This window comes from Domibacillus sp. DTU_2020_1001157_1_SI_ALB_TIR_016, assembly GCF_032341995.1.
Classification (GTDB): Bacteria; Bacillota; Bacilli; order Bacillales; family Domibacillaceae; genus Domibacillus; species Domibacillus indicus_A.
On the sequence record NZ_CP135438.1, the window covers coordinates 1,322,983 to 1,344,553 of the forward strand.

General features: G+C 41.0%; 16 protein-coding genes. 11 read left to right on the forward strand and 5 right to left on the reverse strand.

What is annotated here, in order from left to right; genetic code table 11:
• Window positions 1-21 precede the first annotated feature (21 nt).
• The 6 genes from RRU94_RS06220 to RRU94_RS06245 all read left to right on the forward strand — a co-directional run bounded on the left by RRU94_RS06220 (window position 22) and on the right by RRU94_RS06245 (window position 7,421).
• On the forward strand, window positions 22-900 hold the full coding sequence (locus RRU94_RS06220) for a carbohydrate ABC transporter permease (RefSeq protein ID WP_251273131.1): 879 nt from the start codon (window positions 22-24) through the stop codon (window positions 898-900).
• A gap of 2 nt (window positions 901-902) precedes the next feature.
• Window positions 903-1,805, forward strand: coding sequence for a carbohydrate ABC transporter permease (locus RRU94_RS06225; protein ID WP_251273130.1), 903 nt, complete (start codon window positions 903-905; stop codon window positions 1,803-1,805).
• Between the two features lie 45 nt (window positions 1,806-1,850).
• The gene (locus RRU94_RS06230) at window positions 1,851-2,678 is read left to right on the forward strand and encodes a PfkB family carbohydrate kinase (protein WP_315690926.1); all 828 of its coding nucleotides are present in this window, start codon (window positions 1,851-1,853) and stop codon (window positions 2,676-2,678) included.
• Between the two features lie 35 nt (window positions 2,679-2,713).
• Complete coding sequence (locus RRU94_RS06235) at window positions 2,714-3,529, forward strand: TIM barrel protein (RefSeq protein WP_315691956.1); 816 nt, start codon at window positions 2,714-2,716, stop codon at window positions 3,527-3,529.
• Between the two features lie 174 nt (window positions 3,530-3,703).
• The gene (locus tag RRU94_RS06240) at window positions 3,704-4,435 is read left to right on the forward strand and encodes a UTRA domain-containing protein (protein WP_315690927.1); all 732 of its coding nucleotides are present in this window, start codon (window positions 3,704-3,706) and stop codon (window positions 4,433-4,435) included.
• A gap of 931 nt (window positions 4,436-5,366) precedes the next feature.
• Window positions 5,367-7,421, forward strand: coding sequence for a PAS domain S-box protein (locus tag RRU94_RS06245; RefSeq protein ID WP_315690928.1), 2,055 nt, complete (start codon window positions 5,367-5,369; stop codon window positions 7,419-7,421).
• A gap of 268 nt (window positions 7,422-7,689) precedes the next feature.
• On the opposite strand, the gene RRU94_RS06250 is transcribed toward RRU94_RS06245, so the two are convergent.
• Window positions 7,690-8,841, reverse strand: coding sequence for an RNA-guided endonuclease InsQ/TnpB family protein (locus RRU94_RS06250; RefSeq protein ID WP_315690929.1), 1,152 nt, complete (start codon window positions 8,839-8,841; stop codon window positions 7,690-7,692).
• A gap of 484 nt (window positions 8,842-9,325) precedes the next feature.
• Between RRU94_RS06250 and RRU94_RS06255 the strand changes: the two genes are divergently transcribed.
• Window positions 9,326-11,737, forward strand: a complete 2,412-nt coding sequence (locus RRU94_RS06255) for a glycoside hydrolase family 3 C-terminal domain-containing protein (RefSeq protein ID WP_315690930.1) — start codon at window positions 9,326-9,328, stop codon at window positions 11,735-11,737.
• A 49-nt stretch (window positions 11,738-11,786) separates the two neighbouring features.
• Here the strand turns inward: RRU94_RS06255 and RRU94_RS06260 are convergent, their stop codons facing one another.
• Window positions 11,787-12,758: a DMT family transporter gene (locus RRU94_RS06260; protein WP_315690931.1), complete on the reverse strand. Its 972-nt coding sequence runs from the start codon at window positions 12,756-12,758 to the stop codon at window positions 11,787-11,789.
• A 7-nt stretch (window positions 12,759-12,765) separates the two neighbouring features.
• A complete protein-coding gene (locus RRU94_RS06265) occupies window positions 12,766-13,431 on the reverse strand; it encodes a GntR family transcriptional regulator (protein ID WP_315691957.1) in 666 nt (221 codons plus the stop codon).
• Window positions 13,432-13,856: 425 nt separating this feature from the next.
• On the opposite strand from RRU94_RS06265, the gene RRU94_RS06270 reads away from it, so the two are divergent.
• Entirely contained in the window at window positions 13,857-14,810 is a 954-nt protein-coding gene (locus RRU94_RS06270; RefSeq protein ID WP_315690932.1) for a sugar-binding transcriptional regulator, read from the forward strand.
• 271 nt (window positions 14,811-15,081) lie between these two features.
• Window positions 15,082-16,442 (forward strand): IS3 family transposase gene (locus tag RRU94_RS06275; protein ID WP_315690933.1). Its coding sequence is split into 2 segments (ribosomal slippage): window positions 15,082-15,538 and window positions 15,538-16,442, totalling 1,362 coding nucleotides; the frame shifts between segments, so codons are not numbered across the junction.
• A 79-nt stretch (window positions 16,443-16,521) separates the two neighbouring features.
• Here the strand turns inward: RRU94_RS06275 and RRU94_RS06280 are convergent.
• Both RRU94_RS06280 and RRU94_RS06285 read right to left on the reverse strand, forming a co-directional pair.
• Entirely contained in the window at window positions 16,522-18,270 is a 1,749-nt protein-coding gene (locus tag RRU94_RS06280; protein ID WP_315690934.1) for a SulP family inorganic anion transporter, read from the reverse strand.
• Window positions 18,271-18,752: 482 nt separating this feature from the next.
• The gene (locus RRU94_RS06285) at window positions 18,753-19,559 is read right to left on the reverse strand and encodes an AraC family transcriptional regulator (RefSeq protein WP_315690935.1); all 807 of its coding nucleotides are present in this window, start codon (window positions 19,557-19,559) and stop codon (window positions 18,753-18,755) included.
• Window positions 19,560-19,688: 129 nt separating this feature from the next.
• On the opposite strand from RRU94_RS06285, the gene RRU94_RS06290 reads away from it, so the two are divergent.
• Both RRU94_RS06290 and RRU94_RS06295 read left to right on the forward strand, forming a co-directional pair.
• The gene (locus RRU94_RS06290; RefSeq protein ID WP_315690936.1) at window positions 19,689-20,459 is read left to right on the forward strand and encodes a sugar phosphate isomerase/epimerase family protein; all 771 of its coding nucleotides are present in this window, start codon (window positions 19,689-19,691) and stop codon (window positions 20,457-20,459) included.
• 14 nt (window positions 20,460-20,473) lie between these two features.
• Window positions 20,474-21,562, forward strand: a complete 1,089-nt coding sequence (locus RRU94_RS06295; RefSeq protein WP_315690937.1) for a Gfo/Idh/MocA family protein — start codon at window positions 20,474-20,476, stop codon at window positions 21,560-21,562.
• The last annotated feature ends 9 nt before the right edge of the window (window positions 21,563-21,571 follow it).

Genomic DNA, 21,571 nt, shown 5'->3' on the forward strand with positions numbered 1-21,571 from the left:
AAAGGGAGGTATAAGGTAAAAATGAAGACAAATCCGGCAGTCCCTTACTTGTTTGTGACCCCTGGTCTTCTGATTGTCTGCTTGTTTATTTACTATCCTGTAATCGATAATCTTCAATCCAGTTTTTATAGCTGGAATTCCTTTTCACCAAACCGAGAGTTTCTGGGGATTGCTAACTATACAAGAATCTTTGAGGATACAGTTTTTCAAACTGCATTAAAAAACAATTTAATTCACGCCTGTATTTCTCTGATCATTCAAGTGTTTGGAGGATTGGTTATTGCCGCTGTTTTAGAAGATACGATTTTCAGAAAAGTGGCTCCGCTTCTTCGTACCGTGTATTTTATTCCAGTTCTCATTTCTATCACGGTCATCGGCCTACTCTTTTCATTTATTTATAATCCGCAAATAGGGCTGTTAAATAAGTTTTTAGAAGTGATTGGCCTGGGCGAATTGGCAACAGGGTGGCTTGGAAACAGTGATACAGCTTTTTATGCGGTCGTTGCGATGGGCCAATGGATTGGAACGGGATATATTGCTATGTTATATATTGTGGCTATGCAAAAAATTCCTGGTGAGTTGTATGAAGCGGCAAAAATGGATGGGGCAAATAAAATTCAAACCTTTTTCAATGTAACCGTTCCACAGGTTAAGGAAATGACTTTTGTAGCCGTTATTTTCACGCTGAGTCAGTCTATGCTGACTTTTGCCGATGTGTATGTTTTAACACAGGGGGGTCCCGGAAATTCTTCGCAAGTCTTAAGCACTTATCTTTATGATAAGGCTTTTGTGGATAATGAAATGGGCTATGCTTCAACGATTGCAAACGTTATTTTTGCGATTTCAATTATCTTTTATATCACTCAATCCAAAATTCTTAAAACGGGCAAAGGAGATTGAAGATGGCAAATAAACTGGTTCAATATAATGTCGTCGGAAAAAAAGAAACGGTCAGAAGCCTTACGAAAAGCGGCAAAAAAAGCTGGCTTTCCTGGTCAGGTATTGCCATTACTTCAGCTCTGTTGCTGCTTTACTTTTTAGCGGTAGCTTACCCTTTATTTTGGATGGTCATTAATTCGTTTAAAGAAACAAACGAGATCTTTCGCAGCAGCTGGGCGCTCCCTTCAAAATGGATGTTTTCCAATTATCAAGAAGCATGGGCTACAGGTGTATCAAAATTCTTTTTAAACAGTGTATTCGTAACCGTTATGACTGTTCTATTTACTGTTATTCTCAGTGCACTTTGTGCATTCGGTCTAGCAAGGTTTGAATTCAAAGGAAAGCTGATCATCTTAGGGCTTTTGACTGCTGGTTTAATGTTTCCTCCACAGGTAAGCTTAATCCCGCTCTATAAATTAGTTCAGCTGATGGGGATTTATGATACACATTGGGCATTGATCATTCCTTATGTTGCGTTTAGAATTTCGCTGATCATGCTTCTTATTCGATCTTTCTTTCTTCAAATTCCGAAAGAGCTGGAAGAAGCGGCTTATTTAGAAGGGTGCTCCATATTTGGCGTGTTTTTTAGAATTTATCTACCGCTGAGCAAACCTATTTTGGTTACTTCGATGCTTTTGACAGCGTATTGGGCATGGAACGAATTTTTATTTGCCAACTTGTTTATTGACAGTGATGCACAAAAAACGATTACAGCAGGACTGCTGGCATTCCGTGATGCACTTTATACAAACTGGGGTGTTTTAATGGCTGGACTGGTTATTTCTTCTCTTCCGCTGATTATTTTATTTTTGTTTATCCAAAAATCTTTTGTTCGCGGGCTTGCAGACGGCGGTGTGAAAGGATAATCCGGCTTACAGATTGGACAGTTTACAAGACAAGGAGATTCTATTATGAAGATATTAGGTATTGGGGATGGAGTAGTTGACTACTATCAAGAACAGGCACTGTATTATCCCGGGGGAAGTGTCGTAAATGTAGCCGTTTTTGCTAAACAAAATGGAGCTGAACAAGCTGGCTACATGGGGATTTTAGGAACGGATCAAGAAGGGGACCATATTCTTCATTCTTTAGAAAAAGAAAAGGTAAATACTGAACGGGTCAGACGGGTACATGGCGTGACCGGAAAAGCCGTTGTCACATTGGATGAAGAAGGGGACCGAGTATTTGTCGGTACAAATAAAGACAAGAGAGTTCAATCGCTGGTTTCCCTTCGCCTGAATCAAGACGACCTAAGCTATATTGATCAGTACGATTTAGTTCATGCTACGATCAGTATCAATCATGGCATTGAAGAAGAATTGCCCAAAATAAGCAGCAAAATGATTTCTTTTGATTTTTCTACAAAGGAATACTGGACAGAAGAGTACGTGAAAAAGGTTTCTCCTTATTTAGATTTTGCTTTTTTTTCAGGCAGTGATTTAACAGTTGTTGAAATTCACCAGCTGATTCAACAAGTCCATGCGTTAGGCGTGAAAGTGGTCGGCGTCACAAGAGGAGCACAGCCGGTCATTTTTTCAGAAGACGGAATGATTTTTACTCAATCACCCCTTGAAGTTGAAGCAGTCGATACGATGGGAGCTGGGGATTCATTCATCGCTTCCTTTTTAATGTCCTATACTCAATCAAAAGACATGGGGGCGGCCCTTCGAACAGCGTCCGAGTTTGCTTCAAAAGTATGCGGGCACTATGGTGCTTTCGGATACGGAGCAAAAAAATAAAGGGAAGAGGGAACGGAGAAATGAATTTTGCAAACATGAACCTGGCCTACCAGCGGTATCCCATTGATTATTTTTTAGACTCTACCGTTCAGCTTGACCTGCAGGCAATTGAACTTTGGGGAGGGGAGCCGCACTTACATGTGGAAAAGGTAACGGCTTCAGAAGTTCAGTCCCTTTTTAAAAAAATTAAATCAAGAAATTTAGAAATCATATGCTTTACACCGGAGCAGTGCAGCTACCCGGTCAACTTAGCGGCTCCAGACAATGAAACACGAAAAAGCAGCATCCGCTACTTTGAAAAAAGTTTAGCGATTACAGATTCCCTGGAGTGTCCATATCTTCTGATTTCAGCTGGATACGGTTTTTTTAACGAACCTGAAGAAAATGCTTGGAAAAGAGCCCGAGATTCTATTTATCAGATCGCCCAATTAGCGGAAAAGAAAGGAATCACTTTGCTGTTAGAACCCTTTTTTTATCCTTATTCAAATGTAGTCATCAATGCAAGAACAGCAAAACGAATGCTGGCGGAAATAAAAAACCCCTTTTTAAAGGTGATGATCGATATACCATGTATGATAGTTGCTGGCGATACGATTGAAGATTATAACACCTTATTTGCGGATGATTTGGTACATATTCATTTTGTTGATGGACAATGGAACAATTCTTCCCACCTTGCTTTAGGAAAAGGGGAATTTCCTTTAGGTTCATTGAAAGAAAGCTTGGAGAATATAGGGTATAATGGGTATTTAACCTTGGAAGTCTTCGGAAACCAATATAATGCGGATCCTGAAAAATGCGTGCAGGCCAGTTTGGACTATGCAAGGAAAAAGTGGGGCAGTGTAAATTGATGGACAGGAATTTAGGAAGTCTTTATGATTAAATTGAAAGGGGTTGCTCATGATGCGGATTTCTAATCGTGCTGTTAAAATGCTTATTTCAAGTAGGAATGATAACACTATTGTATCGTCTAGAAGATTAAAGAGAGCTAACCCCAAAGGCTCTTTGACAGTTGAGGTTGTAATATGAAAACTAAAGTTAAAAGATATGCAAAACCACTATATGTTCAATTAAAAGAAACAATCAAAAAAAATATTGAGAATGAACAATACACCATAGGAAGCCAGCTGCCGACCGAAGCAGAATTGTGTGAACTGCATGGGGTTAGCCGTATTACGATACGAAGAGCGATTGCAGAGCTCGAAGAAGAAGGGATTGTTCAAAAGCAGCACGGTATCGGAACTTTTGTAAAATCTGCTGGGAAAATTAAACGGGAGCTTGTCTCAGTGGGTGGGTTTTCAGAGTTTCTGGTCCAGTCAGGTAAACAGCCTAAAACGAAAATTCTTTCGACTGCCGTGGTGACGATTGCAGATGTAAATATTGATTCCTTGCATGTAGAGCTGGAAGAACCGATACTAGAAATTAACAGACTGCACTTGATTGATGATGAACCTATTCATTTAGAAAGCAGTTATTACTCATTAAAAAAATTTCCTGATTTAGATAAGCATCTGGAAGAATCAAGCTCTATTTATAGCATTATTAAAAACAGATATAAGGTTGACTTAGTGAAAAATCAAAAAACACTAAATGTCATTAATCCAACCATGGAACAAGCCGCCTTACTGAAAAGTTCCCCGGACCATTCATTTTATGAAATTGAGAAAGTAGCATTTGATCAAGACGATATTCCGATTCATTTTGCTAAATCCTATCTGCCGACACATAAAGTTACGTTTACTATTACAACTGAATGATCAATCTGGAGTGTAAGAATTCAGCTTTAAGGTACCGGTCACCCGCCGCTTTTTTGTAGCTGCCGTTTTGTCCCGGACGAAACGGTTGAATAATTTTACTTGTACTATATAAAGTTACTTGAATACATTGTCTCTGATCGGATCATCAACTATTCTCCCCGCTTGCTGAACTGCATAAAGTGCTGTGAACTATTTAAGGTTTCGGCTGAAATTTGTAAACAAACATTTAATACTTCCTTATCAAATCAGATATATCCCAGCTTCTCTCTAATAGAGTCGTATTTATCTTGTCTGTTGAAAGGCATGTTATAAAGGACTCTATTCTGATTCATTAAAAGTAGTTAACATGGATGATGTAGATATTAAATGAATACCGGCAAAACCGGTTTCAATTATATGGACTTATCCTTTTAATCTAAACTGCAATAAGTAAAAAGTAACTGTCTATAATATACAAATGAAGCCGCTAATCCATTCGGGATCAGCGGCTTTTTAATAGTGAATCTTTTTTTCTATTTAAAAGATAAAAAGGTAGTCATAAAAGCACGCTGCTCTGAATAATAATAGATTTTATAAAAAGGGTTTGGTAGATCTGCAAAGAAAGGAGAGGGTTGAATGTTTTTAAATAATGGGTATACAATCAGGTGATTCTGTTCTTACATTTAGCTGGCTGGAAACTAGCATCCTATCCTATAGAGCAACTTATTAGGAATTTATATGAACTGGGTAGGTTGATTAAATTGGAAAATATTTTATAAGATTTAGTGCAAAAAGACTACTAGTAAGATATAATTCATTTAAGTAAATTGGGAATTTATTCATTTTACAAGTTGTACATAAAGGTGAGAAATTAGAAGGAGCTTTATGCGTCTTAGACATCATAGCTTCTTTTCCTCTAAGAGCAAGATTCCTCAAAGGAGTAATGATGAACATGAATGAAAAAACAGTTCCTGTAGATGCCCTGCATCCAGAAATCGCTTCTTCTCTTCTTAATCATATACCGGATGCTGTGATGCTCCTCTCTGTTGAGGGTGAGATGTTTTATCGCTTTGCTTTCATCAATGACGCAGCAATGGACTGTTTTAATTGGCCTGCAAATGTATGTGGAATGCTTTTACACCAGATGTGGCCGGAAGATTCGCAAGGCATAATCCTAAAGCACTGCAGGGAAGCGGCAGCTTCTCGAAGCAGCATAACCTTTAATGAGCTAGTTTGTCTGCCTCAAAATAGAACGGCCAGACAAATGGTTTTGACGCCTCTGTTTAATGAAAGAAATCTTTGTACTCACCTCATCTTCACTATTCAAGGAATCAGCAAATCATCCATCCAGAAAACACAAATTGAGATGGATCATTCTTTTTTTGAAGCATTTTTTACTCATTCGGTGGACCCAATTTCGTTATGGACGGTGAAAGGTGATCTTTTGGAATTAAACCCTGCTTTCAAAAAAGTGTTCGGTTGGGAAGAGGGGGCATTTAAAACAGAAACAGCTCTTCATACGTGCGGCTTTATTCCCGAGGATAAAGGAGAAGAAGCAGAGATTTTTTTTCAGCAAATGATTCAAGGACATACTATTTCTCATTATGAAACGCAGCGGCGGCATAAAGATGGAAGACTGCTTGATGTAGCCATTACCTATCTGCCTATTAAAAATCAAAAAGGAAATGTAACAGCAGGAGCTATCAGTTTTTGTGATATTTCTGAGACGAAGAAGCTTGAAAGAGAGCTGCGTCATGTAAAAGAACAGCTTGAGCTCGTTTGGAACAACACGGCGGACGCGATTGACTTATTTACACTTCAAGGACGGCTGCTGCATATCAATCCTGCTTTTACTTCTCTTTTTGGCTGGACAAAGGAAGACACAGAAGGGGAAAGGCCAGCCATTATCTTCACGCCGCCTCATTTAAAAGAAGAGCTTCAGCAAATACGCAGCCAGCTCCGAAAAGGACAAACAATTGTTAGTTTAGAAACCGAACGACAAAAAAAAGACGGCAGTATACTGGATGTACTGGCGACTTACAATCCTCTTAAAAATAAAGCAGGAGAAGTATGGGCTGTAATTGGGGTATACAAAGATATTACGAAACTAAAGCAGGTACAGGCAGAGTTAATGCAAAGCGAAGAACGGTACCGCATCATTGCTGAACATTCACATGATATTATTAAAGTTCTTCATTCAAATGGCCAGATTACCTATGCTTCTCCTTCCCACGAGAAGGTACTTGGTTTTAAGCCGGATGAGTTAGTAGGAAAAATATTTTTTAATACTGTTTATAAAGAAGATGTCGAGCAGGTAAGGAAGCAGTTTGAGCGTTCAATAGCGGAAAACAGCATGTGCCAGGTACAGTTCCGCCAGTGTACAAAAGACGGCTCATGGATCTGGGTAGAAGCCATTTTTTCACCGGTCAGTGGAAAAGAAGGGCTTGTTCAACAATACATAGTAGCGGCCCGGGATATCACACAAAGGAAGCGGGACGAAGAGGAATTGCAAAACTATGCATCATTCGATTCATTAACGAGTGTATACAATAGACGAATGTTCACTGAATTTATCGATAAGGAAATTGATGCAGCGAAGCATTCCTGCCGCAGTTTTGCCGTTATGTACATGGATATCGATAAATTTAAAGAGGTTAATGATTCATATGGCCATGAAATAGGAGACGAACTATTAAAACAGTTTGTCCAAAGGCTGATGAAAGCAACACGCAAAAGTGACATGATAGCCCGCATGGGAGGAGATGAATTTACGATTTTGCTCTCCGATATCAACAGCTTAAAGGAAGTAACGGAAGTAGCAGAAAGAATTCAGCAGGAACTCCGGATGCCATATCACCTTCAGGGGCACATGATCAGGGCCACATCAAGCAATGGCATTGCTTTTTATCCGCATCATGGCGAAAGCACACAAGTATTACTGCGTCATGCAGACAGAGCATTATACAAAGCCAAAGAGAATCGTAATACGTATCATATTTATGGATAAAAGCAGCGCCTGTTTCATTTTCCTCGTAAGCAAGTTTATAAAAGAGCAAGGAAAACAACAAACACCTGGTAAGTGAACCTCTCCAGCTAATTGCTGCGCAATTTGATGGAGCATCTCTGTCAGAAGCATAAAAAAGCATCCTCTAACTTCATTGATTTTCCTGCTTTATCGATGTCTGCCCTGTTCTTCCGAACAGGGTCTTACATCATCTCCACAGGCGTTGTTTTATACTGTTCGGGCGGGACCTCGACCTACAGTTGTAAAGGAATTATATTGCCGGAATGAGTCCTATCTGGGCCAGCCCGGCTTTTTCAATGTTCAAGGCGGCATTATGGTCGCGGTCCAGCACAAGACCGCAATCCGGACATGCATGTGTTCGGACGGAAAGGGATTTTTTCACCCTTTTTCCGCAGCCTGAACAGTCCTGGGTGGTGAAATGCGGCTTCACTTTAACCAGCTGGCCGCCATTGCGCTCACATTTATATGCCAGAAACTGGCGGAACATTCCCCACCCTGCATCATGAATCGATTTGGACAGTTTCCGGTTTTTTACGAGATTGCGGATATTCAGATCCTCCACACAAATGACGCTATAGGTGTTTGCAAGGCGGAACGCTGTTTTATGCAGGAAATCCTTCCGTTGGTTCGCCACCTTGGCATGAAGCTTCTGCAGCCTGGCCGCTTGTTTTTGCCAGTTTGAGAAGCCCTTTTTCTTTCTCGAAAGTTTCTTCTGGGCACGAATGAGTTTTTTCTCCTCTTTACGGAGAAAGCCTGGGTTTAGAATCTCTTCGCCGTTCGACAGAACGGCAAATTTCTTGATGCCGACATCAATACCGGCTGTTTTAGAGCCTTGATGGACAGCCTGCGGCGGGTCTGCCTGTCTTTCGACACAGAAAATAGCAAACCAGCGCTCATTCTGGCGCTTAATGATCACCTGTTTGACTTTTCCATCCAGTTTCCGATGGAGGCAGATATCCACTAAGCCCAGCTTAGAAATGAGGAGCTTTCCCCCTTTTCCGAAGGAAACAGCCCGCCGGACGGTATGCATCTTGCCTTTTTTGCCTTTTTGTTTGCCCATGCCAAACTGTGTAAATGTAATCGAGTGGTAGTCTTTATGCTTTTTCATCTTAGGGTAGCGTGCTTCTTTTTTTAAGAATTGATCAAACGCTTTTCCCAGCCTGTCCAGTGTTTCCTGAAGGGGCTGAGAAGGCACTTTTTTAAGGTATGGATGTTGTTTCTTGGATAGGGTTAACAGGGCACTGAGATCAGATTTAGTCAGGTTTTTCTTGTTATTTTGATAGGCTCTTTGTTTGTCGAGAAGAGCAGAATTATACTGATGGCGGCAGAGATTGACCCATGAGTGAAGCGTGCTTTTTTGTTCTTCAGTCGGAAAAATTTCGAAGCGGTAATTCAGCATCATCTCGATCCACCTCCAGTATTTAACAAATACAGTATACCAAAAAGGAAACATACGTTTCAACCACTAAGTAACAAACACAAAAAAAGCGGCCATTCATCTCCCACTAATTGCGAAGCAATTTGAAGGAGTCTTCTGGCCTGTAATGCGATAAATATGTAAAACCATAGACAAAACTGCTTACCAATCTTAGATTGGTAAGCAGTTTTGTCTTTTTTGCTTTCTACTCTTAAAAATAAAAAAGTACAGATAATCTTAAAAAATTATAGAAAAACAAGGCGCATAAACAGCCTATAATCAATATTGTTAACGCTTACATAAGGTTGACCTCTCATAAGAAGCAGGGTGATTTGTTCAACGGCTGTTATGTTTATTCCTATATTTAGGCAGTTTTCAGAAAGGTTTAGCGTATCTGTGTTTAAAACAGCAGTTTGTGAAGCGAAAAACTACTTTTAAGCAGGGGAACTTAAAAATGGGAGGTATCATAATGGGAAAACAATTGAAGAAAATCAAAAAGACATCACAGCTGAAACGGTTCGCCGCTTTATCTGCAGTCGGCGTGTTATTGGTTACTTCTAACGCTGGAGGAATGGCTTATGCACAAACATCTGCAGCAGAATCCCTTCAGGCCGCTGTCTCTGCTGACTCCCAGACTGAAACACCTCAATTAATAAACGCACAATCAATCGATTCTGTTATTCAAGCTATGACCCTGGAGGAAAAAGCAAAACTTGTAGTAGGGACCGGCATGCCTGGTATGTTCGGCACACCAAAAGCAAGAGTGGCCGGTGCGGTTGGACAAACGTATGGCATTCCGCGTCTTGGTATACCAAGCTTGCTGATGGCCGATGGACCGGCCGGGCTGAGAATTAGTCCAACAAGAGCAGGTGACGAGAAAACCTACTATGCGACGGCTTTTCCGATTGCCACATCTCTGGCTTCCACATGGGATACAGAGATCGTGCAAAAAGTGGGGCAAGCACAGGGAAATGAAGTAAAAGAATACGGGATTGATATTTTTCTTGCTCCTGCTCTTAATATTCATCGAAACTTGTTAAATGGCCGCAACTTTGAATATTTTTCAGAAGACCCGCTGGTGGCTGGCAAAATGACAGCGGCTCTTGTAAATGGAGTAGAATCAAACGGGGTCGGAGCTACAATCAAACACTTTGCAGCGAATAACCAGGAAACCAACCGGATGACGATTGATACAGTAGTTTCAGAGAGAGCTCTAAGAGAGATTTACCTAAAAGGGTTTGAAACGGCCGTAAAAGAAGCTCAGCCGTGGGCCGTGATGAGCTCTTATAACAAGCTAAATAGCCTGCCGGCTTCTCAAAATAACGATCTGCTTACCAATGTGCTTCGAAATGACTGGGGATTCAAAGGGTTTGTCATGACAGACTGGTTCGCCGGGACGGACCCAGTTGAGCAGATGAAAGCGGGCAATGACCTGATTATGCCAGGTATGGGACAAGCGGAGGCGATTGCTATTGCGGTAATGAATGGACTGTTAGATGAAGCAGTACTTGACCGTAATATTAAACGAATTCTGCAAGTGGTAATTGAAACACCGACTTTTAAAGGATATGAGTACTCCAGTCAGCCGGATTTACAGGCACACGCTAAAGTGGGAAGGCAAGCCGCGGCTCAAGGCATGGTATTGCTGAAAAATGAAAATGGAACATTACCTCTTCGTTCAAAAGAAAAAGTAGGGTTGTTTGGAAACACACAAATTGAAACGATTAAAGGAGGTACCGGAAGCGGAGATGTTAATGCAGCCTACACCGCCTCTATTGCGGATGGATTAGAGGAAGCGGGCTTTCATCTAAATCAAGATTTGCTGAACAGCTATAAAACTTATATAGCAAACTTGAGAAGTATGGATGAGTATAAAATTGTCGACAGTCCATGGGGAAGCGACTTTGGAAAGCTGACGCCGCCGATTCCAGAAAAGACACTGGCAGCAGACGAAATTCAGTCAACGGTAAAGGAAACGGATACCGGGGTTATTGTGATTGGAAGAAATTCTGGCGAGAGCGCAGACCGAAAAAATGAGAAAGGGGATTACCTTCTGACAGATCAAGAGCAGGCGATGATTGCAGAAGTAGCAGAAGCTTATCATAAGGAAGGCAAGAAAGTGGCGGTTGTCCTAAATATTGGCGGACCGGTTGAAATGGCCAGCTGGAGAGATAAAGTGGACAGCATTCTTCTAGCCTGGCAGCCTGGACAGGAAGCCGGGGGTGCAGTAGCAGATGTGCTGTCAGGAGCCGTGAATCCGTCAGGAAAGCTTGCAACCACATTCCCAGTTGCTTATAGTGATGTACCTTCAGCAGATAACTTCCCGGGTGACCCGGCTGAAAATCCAGAAAAAGTGGTCTATGAAGAAGGGATTTACGTCGGCTACCGTTACCATTCAACATTTAATGTAAAGCCTGCTTACGAATTTGGCTATGGCCTGTCGTATACAACATTTGATTATAGTAACATTCGAGTGAACCAAAAAGAATTTAACAAAAAAATAAAAGTTTTTGCCACAGTAGAAAACACGGGTAAAACAGCAGGAAAAGAAGCGGTTCAAGTTTATGTGTCCGCACCAGATGGAAAGCTGGAAAAGCCAGCACTGGAATTGAAAGCATTCGGCAAAACAAAAGAGCTTCAGCCAGGTAAGAAAGAAAATATGATATTTGAGCTTGATGCCAAGTCGCTTGCTTCTTTTGACGAAGATAAGTCTGCCTGGATTGTAGAAAAAGGGACGTATACGGTAAAAGTCGGTGCTTCTTCCGAAAATATTAAAGGAACTGCTTCCTTCCAGGTAAACGATGATATTGTAGTAGAAGAGGTGGAAAACGTTTTGTCACCAAAAGAACCAATAGACGAACTTTCAAAGGAAAGTAACTAAGCATGCTGACACGATAATTTTGCCTGCAGAAGAAACGAAGAAAACCCTGTTAAACAGTTGTTGACTGTTTAACAGGGTTTTCTTCGTTTCTATGTGAAATATAGCTGTGTGAAATCATTCCGATAATTACAAAAAGGATACCACACCAAGCTAACATAGAAGGAGCAGGAATTGCTAAAAACAGAAGCTCCCCGGCTAAAGCAAAAAGAACTTCCATCGATTGTGTGGCTTCAACTGAAGCCAGCTTTTGCATATTTCCTCTTACCATATCCGTTGCTTTAAAAAACAGTACTGTTGCAATCACACCTGAACAAAGGGCCACTAATAAAGATTGGAGATTTTGTTCTTTGCTTGGCAGGCCGACGGTATAAAAGCCGTACAAAGAAAGCAGAAGCCAGAATGGAAGACTGGCCATGGTCATGCCTAACACCCTCTGAAAAGCATCCAGTCGTCCTTCACATACGTCCATCATTTTCCGGTTTCCTAAAGGATAGGCAAATGAGGCGATCAGAACAGGAACCACACCCAGCAATATGTTTTCGGCAGAAAACTGCTTTGCGTGTTCCATTTGCATGAATAAAATTCCCAGCAAAATAATGAGTGACATGATCAAGCCTTTAAAAGGAATTTCTCCCCTTACCTGCAAAGGACCGTCCTTTGTATACACTGTTTCAAAAAATAAAGGGGCAAGTAAAGCGCCGGAAATAATGGTAATTTGCCACGTTCCGGCGATCAGCCAGCCCGGTGAATAAGCAGCGGCATAACATAACGGAGCATAAAAAAGGCCGAACCCAATAAAGCTCCATAAAAGCCATGTTCCGGGCTGCTTTTTCATTTCCACCAGGAGCGGACGTAAATTTTTTCTTATCATCACAATACATAAAAGAAAGGGTACCATAAAAATGTAGCGGAGCGATGCACTCCATATCCAGCTGCCGCCGGACAGCTCCATGGATGCATTAAGCACAAAAGTAAAAGCAAAAAAGAAAGCAGCGCAAATTCCAAGAAAAATAGGCTTCATATGACTATCACCTCGATGCTGTTTGCTGTGTAAGCAGTGTTCCAAGACTTAGCCAGTTTTCCTCTACAAGATGAACCGCTTTTTCAAACTGTTGATTTTCACATGCTAATATAATCTGATTGTGCTGATCGATCGAGTTTAATGCTTTTAATGTAGCGAATTGTGAAATCTCTAAACGGTGAATTTTTGGCTCGCTGCGTTCTAAGGCCAGGATAATTTCAGGATTTCCGGCCGCATCCAAAAATACCTTGTGAAAAGCGGTATCTGCTTCAATTGCTCCAATCACATCTCCTTTTTCAATTGAAAGCTGCAGCGTTTTATTGATTGATTTTAAAGCTTCCATATCAGCTTGATTCAATAAAGGGCACGCGAGCCGGGCGGCGAGGGCATGTAAAACAGCTACCACAGTAAAAGCGTGCTTCGCTTCCTCTACATTTAGTGGAGCCACACGTGTAGAAGAACCGGGAAGTGATTCTACCAGCCCTTCATCTTCCAGGCGTTTTAGCGCCTCCCTGACAGGAGTACGGCTAATGCCAAACTGTTCAGCTAATTTTTTGTCGTGCAGCCGTTCTTCCGGCTGAAATTCTAATGTGACAATCGATTTTTTTAACGTTTCGTACACTTCATCTCTAAGGGACAAACGCTTAATAGGTTTTATTATATTTTTTTCCATAAAACCAATATATCGCATATTAATTTTTAACACAACCTCATTTTTTAACACAAAATAGCTCAGAAGATGCAATGGCAATTTATGCGATGAGCTCTGATTTAAAGTGAAAGGGAGAACAGCGATTTATTTCATCCAGGCACTTTTTTAAACTCATCAATAAAAATTGCTATATTAAAATCTTTTTAGTCCAGGGACAGATGATGTAGAACTTAATCCAAGCACGACGGTTTGGAAACTAAGAGAGCTTCAAAATCATTTATTCCCGGAAGACGGCCTGCAAAAAGAGCTTCTTTCGAGCCTTATTACTTTGTAACAGACAATCTTCCATAGCAGATTATGCTAAACAACTTGTATAATGGGCAGGGAGGGTACGCTCATGGAAACATGGCTCCCTGCTTAATCAGCATATCAAAGGGGTAGGAACAATGACGTTTATTGAAGACCGGCGGGCTCTAGTGAAAATGGCACACATGTATTACGAAGAAGGAGCCACACAATCAGAAATTGCAAAAGAAATGGGCGTAAGCCGCTCATTGATTTCAAAATATTTAGCAAAGGCAAAAGAGCAGGGCATTGTGAAAATTATCATTCACGATGATGTTATTCATCCGTTTCGCCAGCTGGAAATGCAGGTGGAACGTTCTTATGGCATTCGGGAAGTGGTATGTATTCCGAGTTTTGGCGGGGAATCGTCTAAAAGCAGGCTCGGTGCGGCAGCAGCCAAGTATTTGCTGCGCATTATGCAGGATGGTCAGGTAATTGGTGTTTCGTCGGGAACCACACTGTTTGAAGTAGCAAAAGCAATGACTTCCAACCAAACATATCCTTCTGTTCGGTTTGTCCCGCTTGTGGGCGGAATGGGGAATGAACGTGTAGATATTCATGCGAATCATATTGTAGCGACGATGGCTGGACAGCTGCATGCGGAATATAAGCTGCTTCACACACCAGTTATGGTGGATTCTAAAGAAGCCAAAAAGGTATTTATGAGCCAGTCTTCTATTAAAAGTGTATTTGATCTTGCTGCTCAGTCCGATATTGCGGTTGTCGGCATTGGCGGAACGCCTGAACATTCCACAATGGTACAGTCTTATCTTGGACAGGAGCATCAAAATCATTTTGCTGATCAGGATATTGCAGGAGATATATGCTATAACTTTATCAGCAAAAATGGAACAACTTCTCAAAGTACTTGGAATGAACGAATTATTGCTTTTGAGGCTGAGAAGCTAAAAGATATTCCTCTTGTTATTGGAGTAGCGAGCGGCAAAGAAAAAGTACAATCTATACAAGCAGCCTTAAAAGGAAAACTGATCGACGTGCTGATCACAGACGAGGAAACAGCGAAAGACCTTGTTGCGGAACAGGATAAAAACTAACCCTTTCTATTTTCCGTTCTAATGAAACTTGACTCATTCAAATTTGAATGAGTAGTATAATGTGAGCGTTTTACAAAAAAAAGAAATTGCGGGTGGGAAAAGAGATAGACTTCCTGGTTAAGTTCGCAGAAGGTTTTATTGGAATGTTCTAAAGAGGCGGAGAAACCTTTATGGATATGTTCGCCGGTATCATAAAGTAAAAAAGCTGGCCTGAGGATTTGAACTGCCCCGTAAATGTTAGACACCAAACTAACATTTACGGGGTGTTTTTATGGCCAAATTTACAATGGAAGAAAAGATTCAAATTGTATTAAGGTATTTAAAAAGAAATGAAAGTATTTATACAATTGCTGAAGAAGCCGGAGTCAGTTCTCCAATCTTAAGTGGATGGATTCGTCTTTATGAACAATTCGGTGCAGAAGGGTTTTTAAAATCCTATACAAGCTATTCTGTGGAGTTTAAACTTAATGTACTCAAGTATATGAAAGACACGGGTACATCCTCTTATGACGCAGCTGCCATTTTCAATATTTCTTCACCAGGCTTGATCCGAAACTGGCGAAAGTTATTTGAGACTGGAGGAATGGATGCCCTGTATCCAAAGAAAAAGGGGCGATCATTCATGAAAAAAGAAACAAAATCTACTGTTAAAAAACAATTACCAGTTGAAGGATCAATGGAGGCTCTTCAGGCTGAAAATGAGCGTTTACGCATGGAGAACGCCTACTTAAAAAAGTTGAACGCTTTAGTTCAAGGACAGGAAAAATTACAAACAAAGTCAAAGCGCAAGTAATTTTTGAGCTAAAGAATGAATTTGATATCGTGGAATTAGTTAAAGTCGCTGACATTCCACGCAGTACATATTATTACTGGGAAAAACAATTAAATCGAGAAGATAAATATGTGAGTGTAAAAGAGGTCATTGAGGCCGTTTATCATGAACATAAAGGTCGTTATGGCTACCGCCGTATTCACAAAGAATTAACGAAAAGGCACATTCACCATGACCCAAAGACCATTCATCGCTTAATGAATGAGATGGGCTTAAAATGTGAAGTGCGTATGAAAAAATACCGTTCATATCGTGGAAAAGTAGGTAAAATCGCCCCCAACATACTGAATCGCGATTTCAGCACAGAAAACATGAATGAAAAATGGGTAACCGATGTAACGGAATTTCACTTGTTTGGAGAAAAACGATTTTTATCTCCTGTTCTAGACTTATGTAATGGGGAAATTATTGCGTATAAAGTGATGAAACGTCCTGTTTATTCACTGGTTGAAGAGATGTTAGAAGAAGCAGTGAAGCGAATACAGCCTGAAGATAAGGTCATCCTTCATTCAGATCAAGGCTGGCATTATCAGATGGCCAAATACCAAAAAAAATTAAAAGAATATGGTATTCGTCAAAGCATGTCCCGTAAGGGAAATTGTTTAGACAACGCAGTCATGGAAAATTTCTTTGGCTTATTAAAATCAGAACTTCTTTACTTACAAGAGTTTGAGAGTATGGAACATTTTGAACGAGAATTAGAAGAGTATATTTATTATTACAATCACAAACGAATGAAGGCAAAATTAAATGACCTAAGTCCAATAGAATACCGGACTCAGGTCTTGGAAGCTGCCTAAACTTTTTGTCTAACTTTATTGGGTCAGATCAATTCTGGCCAGCTTTTTCAATTGCAATCAAAGAAAGCATGGAAAATTTTTAAGTAACAGCTAACCCTTTACGCGCTTGCTTTACCTGCCCGGCCGGCTGTTTGGAAAGCTGGGCACATTCTTTAAAGGCACGCTGTCTGCAGCCGAGGCACGTTCCGGCATTTAAACGAGCTAACGCATAGTTTAACGCTTTTCCGGTACGGTCAAAGAAATATTCTTCACCGAGATGCTGATAAAAACCAGTGCTTGAAAGCAATTCTTTCGGCTGTCGTTTCAATCCTGACAGCAGCAGTTGTCCGCCTTGTTCTTTCAACTGATTGGCAATGGAAACAAGAAGCGCTTCACCCGAGGTGTCAATAAAAGAAACGTTGCTCATGCGCAGCAGCAGCACTTTTGGTTTTGACTCTAAAATGTGGTCAATCGCTTCTTCAAACTTTTCAGTTGATCCAAAAAACAACGGCCCTTCAATGGTATACATGCCGATTTGAGGACAGTTTTTACCTTGAGCAACCATTTCTGGCTTTACCAATTTGTCTTCTGGATCCGGAAGTACTTTAGAGACCTTTAAGCCGCGGCTCATTTTAACCACAAACATTAGCAGAGCCAATAGTAATCCGGCTCCTACCCCAGTCGTTAAATCGGTGAAAACTGTTAACAAAAATGTAACAATCAGGACAGCTGAATCTGCACTTCTTGTTTGTACAATGTGACGGAATTCTTTTCGTTCACTCATATTCCAGGCCACGAACATTAAAATCGGCGCCATGCTCGCCATTGGAATATGGGAAGCGTAAGGAGCTAACAAAAGCACGACGAGCAGCACGACAAGGCCATGCACAATGCCCGATAAAGGGGAAGCCGCCCCGTTTTTAATATTGGTTGCCGTTCTGGCAATGGCACCTGTAGCGGGAATGCCGCCAAACAAAGGGGTCACCATATTGGCAATTCCTTGTCCAACGAGTTCTTTATTACTATGGTGTTTTTCTTTACTCATATTATCAGCCACAACGGCTGATAAAAGAGACTCGATTCCTCCTAAGGCGGCAATTACAAGCGCAGCAGGCAAGAGCATAATCACTGTTTCCCATGTGATCGCTGGAAATTGAAAAGCCGGCAGTCCGCTTGGAATCGATCCAAATGCCGTGCCGATGGTCTCTACCTGACCGCGAAAAAAGAAAAAGGCGACAACACTTGAAACTAGCAAGCCAGCCAGAGGCCCGGGTATTTTAGGAACATATTTTGTCATTAAAATAATCGTTCCCAGGCAGATGAAGGAAATCAGCACGCTAATTGGATTAACTGATCCAATGTGCAGCATAATCTCTATCATGTTTAAGTGAAATTCTTCATGTTTCTTAATGTCTCGCAAACCAAGAAAGTTAGCAATTTGCCCGGAAAAAATAATGACGGCGATGCCAGCTGTAAATCCTATTGTAACAGGGCGTGGAATGAACTTAATAAACCGTCCTGCTTTCAAAAGACCGGCCAGAAGAAGCAGGATTCCGGCCATGAATCCGGCAATCAGAAGATTTTCATATCCATACTGGGAAACAACCGCAAAAAGAATAGGAACAAAAGCTCCTGTAGGACCCGCAATCTGGAATTTGGAGCCTCCTAAAAGCGAAACCAAAATGCCAGCAATAATGGTCGTGTACAATCCATACTCCGGTCTTACACCAGAAGCAATCGCAAAAGCCATTCCTAATGGAATTGCGACAACCCCTACTACCAACCCAGCAAGCAGATCTCTTTGAAACCGGCTGATGCTGTATCCTTCAAATCTTCTTAAAGCGATCATGCGTTCATTCCTTTCTTTTATAAAATTTAGATATTAAACGTAACTATGGAATATTATAGTTAATTATTGTAAATAAAATGTTTCTATACCATTACTATCCATAGGAACATTGTTCCTTTTTTCGTAATAATCAGAAAATATAACAAAAGACCAAAATTGGGGAAAGAGAAGGGTTTTAGTTCATAAAAAATTAAAATTAATGTATAAAATTTAATATTTAATTAAAATAAAAGGATTAATTACTTTAAAATGATAAAAACTACCTGATTGTAAAATAGCCCTATTTAATAAAATTTTAAAAATAAATAAAAGAAATTAAAAATTAAGAAGGGGAAATGGGAGTACCGCCAAAATTAGGTAAGTGGGTGGCAGTTCAATTAAAGACAATTACTCAGTTTATCACTTAATTAAAGTAGAAAAAGCAGCCGATCGGCCGCTTCAAAGTTCATATGATTTTGTTTCTATCATTACTTCTGTCCTTTTCAAGAGTAATCTGTCTGATTATCGTTAATGACCACGTTTGACCTTAACCTTCTGTATGCTCCGGGTGCGGTTCCATACTTTTTCTTAAATACTTTGCAAAAGTAGGAATAAGAACCAAATCCACATTCGATCGCAATATGTTCAAGTGTCATATTCGTGTATATCATTCGGTCAATGGCAGAGGACAAACGGATCTCTTGAGCATATTCAACCATCGTTTTTCCAACACAGCTTTTAAAGAGATGGACAGATCGTGATAGACTGAGTCCTGCATGTTGTGCTACATCGTCTGCTTTGAATGTTGTCAGTGCATGCTCCTCAATATACCGCATCATACGTGTCACTGAGTAGGGACGAGAAAAAGCAGGACTCGTTTCAGTGGAGGCCCGTTCGAGAGATAGACAAAGCGCCCGCAGCAAATAGCTGGTGATCATTTGGTTATCACTGGATGAGGGCCTGCGTTCTTCAATGATGATGTTCTGCCACAAGGAAATGAGGGTTTCATTAATCCCAATGTGTGAAATTGTCCGCTTTGCTGATCGGGACCACCATTCATCAAGCCAGGCGTCGTTGCAAATGAGGTAATAATCCCCGCTGCCAACCTTTTCTTTAACAAAAAGTTCGTAGTGGTCCTCTGGATGAATCATTAAAAGATCCCCTTTTTTGATCAGAAGTTTCTCCCCATTGATTTTGGCTTCACATGACCCTTCCGTTTGCAAACGAAACAAATAACTTGCAGACCCAGGTTTGTGCTGAGAATAAAACCCCTGTGTGTGATAAGAGTAACCGCATACATGTATATCCATATCATTCACTCGCTTTTTTACATAATAGCAAAATTGTACATGTTTTAATTATATCATTTATGTTCATTTTTAATTGTCCGTTATATGCTGTAGTCAGATTAATCATATGACAAGAAAAGGAGAAATAAAATGAAAGCGATTCCGGTAGCGGTTCAAATGTTTACTTTGCGTGATGAAAGCGAGAAGGATTTTGCCGGCACATTGAAAAAGGTGGCAGAACTTGGCTACGATGGTGTTGAATTTGCAGGATATGGAGGGCTGTCCGCTGCTGAAGTCCGTACATTGCTGGATGAACTGGGGCTAAAAGCCGCTTCAAGCCATGTACCGTTGGACGAATTGAAAACAAATTTGGCACAAGTGATTGAAGATCAAAAAACATTAGGCAGTAAATTTGTGGTTTGCCCATATTTACTGCCAGACCAGCGAAGTGAAGAAGATTACAGGGCGCTTATTGCCTTGCTGAATGAAGCTGGGGAAACATGCCGCCAGGAAGGTATCACGCTTTGCTATCACAATCACGATTTTGAACTGGACCGCTTATCAGATGGCCGGACGGCGCTTGAAGCCATTTTTGATGATACGGACTCAAAAAATGTAAAAGCAGAATTTGATGTGTATTGGCTGACTAAAGCTGGGGAACGGCCGATTGACTGGCTTCGTCGTTATAACGGAAGAACACCTCTCGTTCATTTAAAAGATATGACAACAGATGAGGAGCAGTTTTTTGCGGAGCTGGGCACAGGCGGTGTGGATCTTGATGAGGTCCTGGCAGCAGGTGAAGAATCCAATGTGGAGTGGTGGATAGTAGAACAAGATATGACTCGTAAGTCTCCGTTTGAAAGTATTGAAATCAGCATTAACTATTTAAAAACGAAACTGCCGCATCTTACAGGCAACTAAAAAGGGGGATAAGAATGGCAGTAAATGTTGGCGTCATCGGCTGTGGAAATATTAGTGGCATTTATTTGGAAAATAGCCGCCGCTTTCCGCAGTTTAATATTATTGCTTGTGCGGATTTAGACAAGGCAAAAGCCGAAGAAGCAGCTCGTAAATATGGTGTTGAATCTGTATACAGTGTCGAGGAAATGATCGCTTCACCGGACATTGATATGATTTTGAACTTAACGGTTCCACACGCTCACGCAACAGTAGCACTCGAAGCTATTGAACAAAAGAAGCATGTATACTCAGAAAAGCCTCTTGCTGTTTCATTGGAAGATGGAAAGAGGATTATGGAAGCTGCACGTTTAAACAATGTCACAGTCGGTTCCGCACCGGACACTTTTTTAGGCGGCAGCATTCAGCTTGCCGGCCAATTAATGAAAGATGGAGTTATTGGAAAACCAGTTGGTGCAACCGCATTCATGATGTCACGGGGGCCTGAATCATGGCATCCGAATCCCGAATTTTTTTACCACGCAGGCGGCGGGCCGATGTTTGATATGGGTCCGTATTATCTTACGGCACTTGTCAGCCTGATGGGTCCGGTAAACCGCATTACTGGATCCGCTCGAATTACGTTCCCAGAGCGTACCATTACAAGTGAAGCAAAATACGGAGAAAAAATTACCGTTCAGGTTCCAACTCATGTTACCGGAATTTTAGATTTTATAAATGGGGCCACGGCAACGATTACAACGAGCTTTGATGTATCTGCAGCACGCACGCCATTCATTGAAATTTACGGCGAAGAGGGCACGATTAGCCTCCCGGATCCTAATCATTTCAACCAGCCTGTTTTAGTGAAAAGACACGATGAAAAAGAATGGAAAGAAATCAAACCAGAAGGAGATGCTTTCGATAACCTGCGTGGAATCGGACTTGCAGATATGGCAGAAGCGATTGAAACAGGCAGACAACCACGCGCAAATGGAGAGATGGCACTGCACGTTCTTGAAATTATGCATGGCATTCATCTGTCATCCGAACAGGGAAGGCATTACATAATGGAAAGCAGCTGCAATTGTCCGCCGTTAATAAAACAACCAAATGCAGCAGTATAAGACTGGGGA